This is a genomic window from Vibrio sp. vnigr-6D03 (assembly GCF_002835515.1).
Taxonomy (GTDB): domain Bacteria; phylum Pseudomonadota; class Gammaproteobacteria; order Enterobacterales; family Vibrionaceae; genus Vibrio; species Vibrio penaeicida.
Genome location: NZ_PIZL01000022.1, coordinates 61,856 through 74,669 on the forward strand (window position 1 = coordinate 61,856; position 12,814 = coordinate 74,669).

At 43.3% G+C, this 12,814-nt stretch carries 12 protein-coding genes; 11 read left to right on the plus strand and 1 reads right to left on the minus strand.

From position 1 onward, the window contains the following. Positions 1-6 precede the first annotated feature (6 nt). From CW749_RS18820 to CW749_RS18870, 11 genes are all read left to right on the plus strand, one after another. Positions 7-819, plus strand: coding sequence for a carbohydrate ABC transporter permease (locus CW749_RS18820; protein WP_101113813.1), 813 nt, complete (start codon positions 7-9; stop codon positions 817-819). After that, on the plus strand, positions 816-1,925 hold the full coding sequence (ugpC, locus tag CW749_RS18825) for a sn-glycerol-3-phosphate ABC transporter ATP-binding protein UgpC (protein ID WP_101113814.1): 1,110 nt from the start codon (positions 816-818) through the stop codon (positions 1,923-1,925). The genes CW749_RS18820 and ugpC overlap by 4 nt, the downstream gene beginning before the upstream one ends. Next, positions 1,915-3,294, plus strand: a complete 1,380-nt coding sequence (locus CW749_RS18830; RefSeq protein WP_101113815.1) for a mannitol dehydrogenase family protein — start codon at positions 1,915-1,917, stop codon at positions 3,292-3,294. The genes ugpC and CW749_RS18830 overlap by 11 nt, the downstream gene beginning before the upstream one ends. Next, positions 3,291-4,100 carry an L-iditol 2-dehydrogenase gene (locus CW749_RS18835; RefSeq protein ID WP_101113816.1) on the plus strand — a complete coding sequence of 270 codons (810 nt, stop codon included), beginning with the start codon at positions 3,291-3,293 and terminating at the stop codon, positions 4,098-4,100. The genes CW749_RS18830 and CW749_RS18835 overlap by 4 nt, the downstream gene beginning before the upstream one ends. 71 nt (positions 4,101-4,171) lie before the next feature. Further along, positions 4,172-5,665, plus strand: a complete 1,494-nt coding sequence (gene xylB / locus CW749_RS18840) for a xylulokinase (RefSeq protein WP_101113817.1) — start codon at positions 4,172-4,174, stop codon at positions 5,663-5,665. Further along, complete coding sequence (locus CW749_RS18845; protein ID WP_101113818.1) at positions 5,652-6,557, plus strand: AraC family transcriptional regulator; 906 nt, start codon at positions 5,652-5,654, stop codon at positions 6,555-6,557. The genes xylB and CW749_RS18845 overlap by 14 nt, the downstream gene beginning before the upstream one ends. Positions 6,558-6,785: 228 nt before the next feature. Continuing rightward, positions 6,786-8,465, plus strand: a complete 1,680-nt coding sequence (locus tag CW749_RS18850) for a methyl-accepting chemotaxis protein (RefSeq protein ID WP_101113819.1) — start codon at positions 6,786-6,788, stop codon at positions 8,463-8,465. A 326-nt stretch (positions 8,466-8,791) separates the two neighbouring features. Beyond that, positions 8,792-9,241: a GNAT family N-acetyltransferase gene (locus CW749_RS18855; protein ID WP_101113820.1), complete on the plus strand. Its 450-nt coding sequence runs from the start codon at positions 8,792-8,794 to the stop codon at positions 9,239-9,241. Between the two features lie 60 nt (positions 9,242-9,301). After that, entirely contained in the window at positions 9,302-9,790 is a 489-nt protein-coding gene (locus CW749_RS18860) for an N-acetyltransferase (RefSeq protein WP_101113821.1), read from the plus strand. A gap of 69 nt (positions 9,791-9,859) precedes the next feature. Continuing rightward, positions 9,860-10,165 carry a DUF6506 family protein gene (locus tag CW749_RS18865; protein WP_101113822.1) on the plus strand — a complete coding sequence of 102 codons (306 nt, stop codon included), beginning with the start codon at positions 9,860-9,862 and terminating at the stop codon, positions 10,163-10,165. Between the two features lie 13 nt (positions 10,166-10,178). After that, the gene (locus CW749_RS18870) at positions 10,179-10,661 is read left to right on the plus strand and encodes a GNAT family N-acetyltransferase (protein ID WP_101113823.1); all 483 of its coding nucleotides are present in this window, start codon (positions 10,179-10,181) and stop codon (positions 10,659-10,661) included. 94 nt (positions 10,662-10,755) lie between these two features. On the opposite strand, the gene CW749_RS28245 is transcribed toward CW749_RS18870, so the two are convergent. Next, the gene (locus CW749_RS28245) at positions 10,756-12,663 is read right to left on the minus strand and encodes a methyl-accepting chemotaxis protein (protein WP_180958445.1); all 1,908 of its coding nucleotides are present in this window, start codon (positions 12,661-12,663) and stop codon (positions 10,756-10,758) included. Positions 12,664-12,814 lie beyond the last annotated feature (151 nt).

The window sequence follows — 12,814 nt, forward strand, 5'->3', positions numbered from 1 at the left end:
GGTTTTATGAATCAGACACATCGATTTAGAGCCATATTGAGCTGGGTGATCGCACTAATCGTGTTTTTCCCAATTATTATGATGCTAATTACATCGTTCAAAACGGAACAACAAGCGATTGCCGTTCCACCTACGTTTATTTTTGAACCTACGGTAGAAAACTACGGCATTGTTCAGGAGCGAAGTGATTACTTAAAATTCGCTAAAAACTCTGTGATTACCGCTTTTGGTTCCACCATTTTGGCGTTGATTATCGCCATACCTGCGGCGTATTCCATGGCGTTCTACCCAGGAAAGCGTACTAAAGATATGTTGCTTTGGATGCTGTCTACCAAAATGCTGCCGGCCGTTGGGGTGTTGGTGCCTATCTACATATTGTGTAAGGAAGCAGGGCTTCTGGACAGCAGTTTAGCGCTCACCATCATTTACACACTTATTAATTTACCCATCATTGTTTGGATGCTGTTTTCGTACTTCAAAGACATTCCAAAAGACATTTTGGAAGCTGTTCGACTGGATGGTGCATCAACGTTAGGTGAGATTCGCCATGTGCTGCTTCCGCTTTCGTTTGGTGGTATTGCGTCAACCGCATTACTGTCGATTGTATTGAGTTGGAACGAAGCCTTTTGGGCTATCAACTTAACTTCGGCAGATGCAGGAACTCTTGCCACTATGATTTCCACATACTCCAGCCCAGAAGGACTGTTTTGGGCAAAACTATCGGCAGCATCGACGCTTGCTTGTGCACCTATTGTCGTGCTCGGCTGGTTCTGTCAGAAACAACTCGTACAAGGATTGACGTTCGGAGCAGTAAAATGAGTTATTTAACCGTTAACCAACTAGATAAAAAATACGGCGACGCGCTGGCGCTGAAAAACATTAACTTCGAGATCAAAAAAGGCGAGTTTGTTGTATTCGTTGGTCCATCAGGCTGTGGCAAATCTACGCTACTTCGTACCATTGCAGGGTTAGAAGAATCTTCTGCTGGCGGCATTCATTTGGACGGTGAACTCATCACAGAGACACACCCTTCCAAAAGAAACCTTGCCATGGTGTTTCAGAGTTACGCGCTATACCCACACATGTCGGTGAAAGAAAACATGGGGTTTGCTTTGAAATTGGCAAATACGCCAAAAGATGAAATTGAATCCAAAGTTCTGAAAGTAGCGAAAGCGCTGAAGTTAGAACCCTTGCTCGATAGAAAACCCAAAGCACTGTCGGGCGGACAAAGGCAGCGTGTTGCCATTGGTCGGGCGATTGTTCGTAACCCTAAAGTTTTTTTGTTTGACGAGCCTTTATCTAACCTAGATGCCGCTTTGCGTGTGGAGATGCGAATAGAGCTTTCCAGACTGCACCATGAATTAGGCACCACCATGATCTACGTAACGCATGATCAGGTTGAAGCCATGACGTTAGCGGACAAAGTTGTGATCATGAAAGAGGGAGAAGTCGCTCAAATTGGAACACCGTTAGAGCTCTATCATCAACCAGCAAATCTATTCGTGGCTTCATTCATTGGCACACCAAAAATGAACATTTTGGGCTTGGGGACAGTGCACTCAGAAGCGCTAGAATTAACCGTTCAGTTAACTGAAAATGCGAAAATTCAGCTACCTGTTCATAAATACAGTAATAGTGCTTTAGAAGCAAAAACGCTCGGAATTAGACCTGAATCGGTCAAGCTAACCGACCCAATGCAAGGTGATGTGGCTGGTGTTGTAGAGGTCATTGAACAACTCGGTTCAGAAACGTTAAGTTACGTCCGCATTGAAAATGGCGAAACGGTCGTGGCAAAACACACGCCAGCAGATAGCCCAACTCTGGGGCAAGAAGTAGGGTTGTATCTCGACAAACAACAAGTGTATTTGTTCGATGGTAATGATCTCGCCTTAAATAACTACGAGGAGAGCGATCATGCCAAATAGAATCATTCATTTTGGTGTCGGATCGTTTTTTCGAGGGCACCAAGCTTACTATATCGACCGCTACAATCGACTGGTTGAACCCAATGAGAGATGGTATTACACAGGGGTAAACTTACGTGCAGAATCTCGTGGGCTTATTGAGGCATTGGCTAAACAAAATGGTCGATATCATCTAAAGAAAATATCGGCGTATGGCGATATTGAGATCCGAAAAATTGAAGCATTAGAAAGTGTGATTGACGCTTCAGATAACGTCGGTGCCATAGACGGCTTATTTGTCGATCAAGATACCAAAGCATTGACCATCACGGTCACGGAAGGGGGGTATTACCTAACCGATACCAATGATTTAAACCTAAACGACCCAGAAGTGGCTTGGGATATTGCACATCAAGATCAGCCGAAAACGGTATACGGATATTTGAAGCATGCATTAGAAACCCGAGCAACATCGAATGCAGGTGCCATTACGGTCCTGACTTGCGACAACTTACGCGATAACGGAACTGTGTTGGAAAACGCGTTTAAGCAGTACCTTTCCGCAATACAAGATAATGAATTATTGGAATGGGTTAATAAGCACGTCACCTTTCCATGTTGCATGGTGGATAGGATCACCCCAGTTCCACCCCCAAATTTGGCGCAAGAGCTTTCTATGGTCGTTGGTGAAAAAGACGACTGCCCAATTATGGGGGAAGATTTTGAGCAGTGGGTTATTGAAGACAAGTTTGCTGCGGGTTTTCCATCATTAGAAAAAGTAGGCGTCACTTTTTCCAACCAAGTGCACGAGTTTGAAGAAACCAAAATTCGTATTTTAAATGGTGGGCACTTCTTGCTTTCTTATGTTGGTGCTCTTAGGGAGTATCAAACGTTCGACGAAAACATGTTTGATGACGAATTGGCTGAGTGGCTGAAGGGATACCATCAAAAAGAGGTCATCCCAACCATTGCGAACCCACCAGTGGATTTAGAGCAATATCGCCAAAAAATCGTAGAACGATTTGGTAACAGCCACATAGCCGATTCAATTGAGCGCATCGCGATGGATAGCGTAAGCAAGTTTCCGCAATTCATCTTGCCCACAGTGCGTTTTAATTTGGAAAGAAACCACATGCCCAAATATGCGATTGAATTGATTGCTCACTGGTACTGCTTTCTTGAAAGGTTCCACAATGGAAAATTAGCGTTTAACTACAAAGATCCACACTTCAACAAAGCAAAACAATGGCTTGAAAGTAGTGACCACGTAACATTATTCTTGAAGAATGAAGACGTCTGGCAAGGGTTAACGGCGCAATACCCAGATTTTTCCGAGCAAATGCGAGCTAAGATCCAAGACCAGTCCAAAGCGTATGAGGAACAACAATGAGCATTACCGCGTATCAAGATGATCAACTCATCCTTCAAGGCAAAGTGGCATTACTCAGCGGTGCAAATGGCGGGATAGGGCTGTCTGTTTGTGAAATCTATGCGTCGAATGGGGCAAAGTGCATGGTATTGGATCTCGGTGAAACCCCTTCAGCCGAGTTACAAGCGCTGATGCAAGAATATCCCAACTCTGTGCAGTACTGTTCAACAGATGTGACAGACATTAATCAAATTGAGTTAGCTGTCTCTCAGACAAAAGCGCAATTTGGCGGTATAGATATATTGTTCAATAACGCGGCTATTTTCGATATGGGCCCTGTTCTAGATTCAAGCCCAGAGCAATTCGATAAGTTATACAGCGTTAACGTGAAGGGCATGTTCTTTGTGATGCAGGCGGTTTTAAAAGAAATGGTATCGGCAGGGCAAGGAGGCAAAGTGATCAACATGGCTTCCCAAGCGGGTCGACGGGGTGAGCCTCTTGTTGCTCATTACTGTGCCACCAAAGCGGCGGTTATCAGCTATACCCAATCCGCAGGCTTAGCCATGGCAGAGCAGGGGATCAACGTGAATGGCATATCACCCGGGGTGGTTGATACTCCGATGTGGGAACATGTCGACAGCCTATTCGCGAAATACGAAAACCGCCCGCTTGGTGAGAAGAAGCGGTTGGTTGGAGAAGAGGTACCTCTGGGTAGAATGGGGGTTCCAGCAGACATGGCAGGCATGGCGCTGTTCTTAGCATCACCGATGGCAAATTATATTACCGCTCAGACATTTAATGTCGACGGCGGAAATGCGATGAACTAGCCAAAACTAAGTATATTGAGGGTTTAAGCATCTTGCAGGGATCGCTAAACCTAATAACAAAAGGAAGGATAATGGCGCACTATTTAGGGATTGATATTGGTACATCTTCAGTCAAAAGCTTGTTGATGGATGAAAACGGACAAGTGGTGAACTCAACAAGCGAATCTTACCCAGCGTCAACACCTCATCCGTTATGGTCAGAGCAAGAGCCTGACTTATGGTGGAATGCCACGCTGCGTACCATGCAAGCCCTGAGAAGCCAATACCCAGCGCCATTCAATGACATCAAATGCATTGGGCTATCTGGGCAGATGCATGGTGCTGTGATGCTTGATGAATCATTTAAGCCCGTGCGCCCAGCGATTTTGTGGAATGATGGCCGCTCGCACTTGGATGCAGATGCCATGAATCAAGAAAATCCGACCCTCGGGATGATAGCCGGTGTGCCTGCCATGTCCGGTTTTACTGCGCCTAAACTGCGTTGGATGGCAAAAAACGAACCCGAGGTGTTGAAATCAGTTCGTTACTTAATGCTTCCAAAAGATTATGTGCGATTGAAGCTGACGGGAAAGCTCGCTACAGACATGAGCGATGCAGCGGGAACCTTGTGGCTGGATGAAGCAAACCGTTGTTGGTCGGATGACATGCTCACTCTTTCAGGCATTTCACGAGACTTGATGGTGGCATTGAAAGAAGGGACAGAATCCACGGGGAATCTAACCCAGCAGGCGGCAGACGTTACGGTACTTAACACCGATGTCATGGTGTGTGCAGGCGGAGGAGACGCTGCTTGTGGTGCATTGGGGATTGGGGCGATCAATCAAGGTGATGCGTTTATCTCACTGGGTACGTCTGCGCAGTATTTTGTTACGACAGACACCTACAAACCGTATCCGGATGCGTTGGTTCATTCTTTTGCTCATGCCATTCCAGGCCGCTGGTTTCAAATGGCGTGCATGCTCAACGGTGCGAGCCCTCTAAAATGGTTTGCAGACCTCACGCGGCAAGATATTGGTGAGCTGATTAGCGATCTTGAGTCACACTACGATCCAGCGCAGCCTACTTTGTTTCTTCCTTACTTGATGGGGGAAAGAACCCCTCATAATAACCCATTTGCCACTGCAAGCTTTCACCATATGACTTGGGCAACGCAAGGGCATCATATGGTGCAAGCCATTCTTGAAGGCGTGGCGTTTTCGTTATTGGATTGCCAAAACGCGATCAAAGAAAGTGGTACGCAAGTGGAATACCTTGGTGCAATAGGAGGCGGAGCCAAAAGCCGTTTATGGTTACAAATTGTCGCCAATATCCTAAACGTAAAAATCATTCGATATGAGGGTGGTGAAAGCGGTCCTGCGTTCGGCGCGGCTAGGCTCGCTAAAATTTGCCACACCGGAGATTCAGTCGAGTCGGTCTGCACTTCGCCAAAGGTGATTGAAGAAATCATACCTGATACAAGTTGTGCCAACGTGTATCACAAAAAATATGAAGAATTTCGAACGCTATATAAAGAGTATGAATCCGTACGTTCGAATAGAGTAGGAGCTTCGTATGTCGACGTATGAAATTAAGCCCTTTAACCACGAAAGTATCGGCGAACGCCCTGTTTGGGAGTTTGTCGAGTTCGATAAAGAGTCGGTAGGCTACACCGAGCACGGCGTACCTCATCATCGAATAAAATGGCATGTTCATGAGCAATATGAGTTGCACTTAATTGTTAAAACCACCGGAAAAGCCATGATAGGCAATCATGTCGGTCCTTTTTCCCCGGGTCACTTAACGCTTGTTGGCCCCTGGCTGCCTCATAACTGGGTAAGTTATTTATCTGAAGGGGAAACGCACAAGCTGCGAGATATGGTGATTCTTTTTGAACCCGAACTCATTCAACGAGCAACACAAATTTTCCCAGAACTTTCTCAGTTTTTGCGGTTAATTGAGCAAGCTAAAATGGGGATCGAATTCATTGATGTTCCAATGGAAGTCAGCATGGAATACATGAATGCCGTCCGGTGTTCTCAGGGCGTTGAAAAGCTGATTAACTTTCTGAAATTCATGGTGTTCTTAAACGTTCAAAAAACGCGAATATTGTCGACTTTGCCACCTACGCTGAAGAAAGACTCTGAGATGATGAACAGCAAAATCAATCTGGTGCTCGATTTTGTTATGTTGAACTATAAAAAGCCGATCAAAGTGAAAGAGGTTGCTGATCTCATTGACATGACGGAGTCGTACTTTTCCCGCTTTTTCCACAAATCCACGGGGCACAGATTCACCGATTTTGTTAATCGGATTCGCGTGCAGCGGGCGTGTATCAAACTGATTGAATCGAAAGACAGTATTGCTGACATAAGTAAACAGGTTGGCTTTACCAATTTAGCGAATTTCAGCCGTCAGTTCAGAAGAATAAAAGGGCTTACTCCTTTAGCTTACAGAAAGAAAAATACGGTGGAGGGGTAGAAGGCTCAGCTTAAAATCAAAACGTAGCAAAAGGTAAGACATTGAACAATGAATGGCTTGCTCGTCGGTTTGTTTCAGTAATGATAATATTTGAGAATTTTATAATTCTTTAGTTACCCACATCTTAGTTTCGCTAGAAAAGTCAAGTATTTTAATGATTGTCCGATACCTTTATATCCTTACACCCTATAACTTAATAACTATGTTAAAAGCTAGGATAGGGTAATTATGATGGGGCTAAAAAATAAAATATTTGTAGTGAGCTTGGTGTCAATCTTCCTCCTAGGAGTAGTGCTCTTACTCGTACTAACAAATCGGATGAATGTCTATCAAAACAAGCTTATAGAAGATCTTCGAACAACCATGATGTCAGAAAAGCAGGAAAAGCTTAAGGCTGTTATTGACACCGCATACAGCACCCTAAAACCCACTTTATCAAACACGAAAGGTGAAGAGTTAAAACAGGAACTAGCCGCACGTGTTCAAGAGTTGCGTTTCGTAGATGGTGATCCTAATAGCTACTTCTATATTCATGATATGCAAGGCGTGGTAATCGCACATGGCTCAAATCCAAAGAATGTGGGTAAATCACAGTGGGATCTTAAAAATTCTAAGAATCAGTATATAGTTCGTGAAATCGTTAAAAGTGCAAAATCTGGTGATGGTTTTACCATTTTTGATGGATATAAACCTACGGAAGATAAGTATTTTCCAAAAATGACATTTAGTCGCTATATTCCCGAGCAAGGCTACGCGCTTACAACTGGTTTTTACATTGATGATATTGAGGAGATAGTTGAGGAGAAGAAAGCCATATTGGATGATAAATATTTCTCTTTAATTTTCACTACTTCGCTCGTTACAGCGATTGCTGCACTTTTAGTGAGTTCTATTGGTTATGTAGTTATATCTAGAACCATGAAACCTTTAGAGGAGATTGGTGCTCAGCTAGAAGAACTAAGTATAGGTAACGGTGATTTAACAGCAAGGCTCAATATATCTTCAAACGATGAAATTGGAAAAGTTGCTAGTTCATTTAATAGTTTCGTGGATAAGTTACAGGATATGCTGCATAAACTATCAGAGGTTTCGCACCATTTATCTTTAAGTACATCTAAAGTAGAGTCTTCTAATCATCAAACACAATCACAGATAGACAAACAATTAGATCAGGTAAACATGGTCGCTATCGCTATTGAAGAAATGTCTTCAGCTAGCGTTGAAATAGCCGGAGATTCTGAAGCTTCAGCAGGGGAAGTAGAAAGCTGTTTTACCAATACTCGTCAAGGTCAAGAGTTGACCAGCAAGACCAAGAAAGCTGTAGAACAGCTCAATCATGAAATTCGTTCAACCGCAAAATATATAGAAAAGCTAAACACAAATACTGGCGATATTTCTCAAATAATTGAGACTATACAAGGCATTGCTGAACAAACGAATCTACTCGCTCTGAATGCCGCGATTGAGGCAGCACGAGCAGGGGAGTTTGGGCGAGGATTTGCCGTTGTTGCTGATGAAGTGCGTAGCCTATCCCAAAAGACGACCGAATCTGCTTCAGAAATAAGAGATATGATTTTGGAACTTCAGTCTATAACTGAAAGTACAACGGAAAGTATCAAGACGACTGGTACTACAGCAATTACGTCAGTTCAATACATCAACGAAGTTGAGCTTCAGTTTGATTCAATCACTAACTCTATGAAGCGTGTACAGCAAATGTCAGCACAAATTGCAACAGCAAGTGAAGAGCAGAGCACTGTGAGTAGGGAAATAGCGCAGAATACAACAGAAGTAAAAGATATTGCTCAAACCCTATCCAAGCAAAGCCAAGAAAGCGTTGAAGAAGCAAGCATAGTAAATGAGAAAGTTAGGTTAATGAATTCGCAGTTGGATCAGTTTAAGATTTAGGGTGTGAATTTTAAGTGTCCACTTCCCCTATAGTGTGACAAACCATGGGGGAAGATACCAGCTTTAGTCCTTTTTATACCACGATGAAAATGTCGTTCAACGCATTAAGAGAATTCTGCCTGATTGCAGACACCACTTTAGGAGCGGTACACATTAGGACCAATAGCTGCTTTGGCGTTGGGGTTTGGAAATTGACGAAAACCGTAACCGTCTTTATTTAGACAGGAATATAAACGAGGTATGCGTCTTAAATTGGGCGTTATAAATCGAAATAAAGTGACACCTATGGCATAAAGGCTGATGCTCAACCTTGCTAGGAGTCCTAATTGGATTTAACGGAAGTCAAAAGTAATGAAGTCCCCCTTCGTCTATTACTAGAAGCAGACCCTTCTGAGAAGAGCATTTCGTCGTACTTGGAAGGATCTTGGTGTTTCGCTGCTGTAGAAAATAGCGAAATAATAGGCGCTTGTGTGGTGAAGTTGAAAAGCCGCGATGTTGCGGAAATCTACAACATATCCATTACATCTAACCATCAAGGGCGCGGTATCGGTTCAGAGCTAATGCGCTACACGTTGGCCGAATTACGGTTTAAAAATGTCAAAAAAGTAGAACTTGGTACGGGCACATTTGGATACCAATTATCTTATTATCAACGAATGGGCTTCAGAGTCGATTCTGTCGCTAAAGATCATTTCCTGCTTAACTATCCAGACCCAATATTTGAAAATGGCATACAACATAAAGATATGTTGAGGCTCTATTTGAATCTTGAGTAAAACCGACAACATTACCCCCAATATTAGTATCTAGATTTACCCAAAAAACAATGAGGAAACATGGAAGTTAGAAGAATTCGTTCAACCGATTTAGAAAGTTTTTTTGCTTTGTGGCAAGGTGTCTTTGATGAAGGTATTTATCTTAGAAGCCCACCGCCTCCAAAAGAAAAGATCTCGTTTGTTTTAAATAAAATTGAAGAGAAAAAAATCCCTCAATTTGTTGCTGAAATAGATGGAAAGATTGTTGGAAGCATTGAGGCTTTCCCAGGAACAATGTGTGGGATGGCTTCGGATGACATCGGATTTGTAGGAGCGCAAGTACACGCCGATTTTAGGCGTCTTGGCATTGGTCGAAAGTTACTTGATGCCGTCATATTAGACAGTAAGCGATTTGGGTATAAAGAATTAAATCTTGAGGTGTACTGCTCAAACCTACCAGCCCAAAAGCTTTACCAAGCCTTTGGGTTTGAATATTCAGGTCAAGCGAATGAAGTCACCCTTCCTTCAGGAAAAACAGAGCAAAGTTCAAAAATGCGCTTAATCATCTGATCTACGTTTAAGCCTATGTTGATGCTAAATTTGTTTGGATAAACGATTTTAAGAGGAAGGGAGCGTACTATGTTGGAAAAATACGGATTTATCGTCAAAGCAAACAACTACCGCCATACGAAAGATAGTGCAAGGCTCGATACAGAAGGCTTTTCCACACAAGTCGTTTGTGTGAGTACCGATGAAGAAGCCATTTTCGCCGCTGAAACAATGATAAACCAAGGCATTCAGGTCATAGAGTTGTGCGGGGGATTTGGTCAGGAAAGTGCTGAGTTTGTTATCGCGCAATTAGATACTCAAGTCCCCATTGGTTATGTCACATTTAACAGTAAAGAACAACAGAAGTTAACTCGCCTTATCCCTAATTCCGACTAACAAAAAGAGAATTATGAATCCCACTCCTACGTTAAAAAGCCGTACGTTGACTTTACGCGCGATTACACAACGCGATACCAATGATCTATTTGAAATTTATGGTGATGCGAGAGTCATGGAGTTTGCATCCGATCCTACATTTACAACCGTCAGTATGGTTGAACAAATGATGGAGAGCGTTAATAAACTGGCGACTTCGGGCGAGTCTTATGAATGGGCGATTGTAGAGAACAAAACTGGCAAAGTCATCGGGACATGTGGCATCCATTCTTTTAGCAAGTGTGACACAGTTTGCGAAGTAGGTTGCCTGTTAAATTGGTCCTTTTGGCGGAAGGGGATCATGTCGGAAGCCCTTCAGTTACTCTTTCTACATGCTAGGGAAAGTGGCATTAAAACCGTTGTGGCGGACATTGATGATGGTAACCATAGCTCTATTGCACTGTTCAAAAAACTAGGCTTTCAGAAAGAAGAAGATGGCTTCAAACGAGGGCTTTAGTTCCGCTATAAAATGGGTTTCCTTGGATATACAAGGAAACCGGCAAACAAATTTCCACCGAGAGGATCTCTTCCCAAACATCAAAAAATACGACTTAATACCTAAACTGCCCAACAATCATTTCTAATCGCCCTGCGGCTTGACTTACCTCTCCACTGTTTTGGACTGACACATTCACAGCTTGCTTAGTATTGTTAGCCAAATCGGCTATGTGAGTAATGTTTCTGTCTATATCTGCCGAAACCATAGCTTGCTCTTCCGATGCCGTTGCGATTTGTGAGTTCATATCAAAAATGGCGCTGACTTCCTCGACAATTCGCTGAATAGCTTTAACAGCATTGATGGTTTGCTGATTGGTGTTTCCTGCTTGCGACAAACTTTCTTGCATTAAGTTTACCGTGTTTTTTACGCCAATTGATAACCCACTGATGGTCTCTTCGATGACTTTTGTGGAATCTGTGGTTCGTTTTGCAAGTTGCCTTACTTCATCGGCTACGACAGCAAAACCTCGTCCATTCTCACCGGCACGGGCGGCTTCAATCGCAGCATTTAACGCGAGTAGATTCGTTTGTTCGGTAATTTCGCTGATCACAGAGACAACGGATTGAATCTCGGTGCTTTGTTGTTCCAGCTGCAGCACCAAGTTTTGTGAGTTGGTAATATTGTCGGTGAGCCCTTGAATGCTATCGCCTGCAATGTGACTAAGGCGCATACTTTCTTCTGCATCCATCTTCACTTTGTGAGCAGTGCTTGCTGCATTTTCAATGTTCGATGCAATCTCATTCGTGGTCATCAGCATCTGGTTAACCGCGGTGGCGATAGAAGAGGATTCTAACTGCTGCTGCTCTGCGTTATCCAAACTCGTATTGGCAGCAACCTGAGAAGATTCGGCAGCATGAGCAAGTTGTACCGTCACTGCTGCCATTTCGAGGATACTGTCTTGAAGCTTGCCAACAAATTTATCAAACGACTGGCTAAGCTGAGCAAGCTCATCTTTCCCGTCATCATTCATACGCACGGTTAAATCGCCTTCACCTTCCGCGATATTGCGCATCATATTTCTTACGTTAATAAGGCGATTGGATATCTGGAAACTTAACAAGATAAGCAAAGACGAAATAAACAGCCCAATACCAATACCAAAACTGCGAAGTTTGACTTTGGCTTCACCACGTAACTGATTGACCAGCGCGCCTATCTGTACTTGCATTTTATTCAAGCTGTCTTCCGTTCCGTGCACATTTTTTCGTAGCTCACCACGCATGCCGCTATTGTGATCCAACCCCAATGCTTTACAGGCTTCATAAAGTTCACCAAACGCTTCTCGATAATCGTTTGATGCCAAGCTCAGTGCATCAACTATTGCCGTTGATAATGGTTGAGCTTGAATTTTGCTGTGGAACGTTTGCCAGTGCTTTTGAACCTGTAGGAATTGTTCGTGACGTTGCGTTAAGAAAAATCGATTTTGGCTGTCTACCAAGCGTAAGAAATCATTGGAGAGGCTAGGGCGATCCGCCGATATGAGTAGGTTATTGAGCTTTACTTCTTTAGCATTGAGATCCCCAAGCAATCCAGAGGTTTCATCTAGCCCAATATAAGACATCTGCGTAGCCAGTCGATTGAACTGGTTTAAGTACTGCTCCAAAGTACGTTCAATATGATCGAAATCGGTATTACTTTGGGTTGCGTATTGTGCCAGCTGGCTATCCAAGTTACTCACTCTAGAAAGAAGGGCATTGTAGCTGGATTCAAATTTCTTAATGTATTTCGGGTCTTTACGTGCCAAAAAGTCTTTTTCATGTCGTCGAAGTAGGAGAAGCTCTGTTTCACTTTGTGCATTTTGCTCTGCTGCAAATTGAAGGCTTTCTAGTTCTTGGGTGATGCTGCTTTCGTAAGCCGCATAGGCAAAAATACAAACCAATAGCGATACGGTGACCGCCAAAAGCTTTGTCTTAATCTTGAATTGCGAGAGTGCACTTGCGCTGTTTTTTTTCAATGGCATACCTAGCTCCTTGACCCAAAAAGATGTCATTTACCGTATGCGCTCGCACAGGCAAATTCGCTTTCATTGGTTGGACTGACGTTAAATAAAACGATACGGCATGATTCGTTAAATCAAATAAGCGACTGCCGGCTAAGATCAACCGATCTCA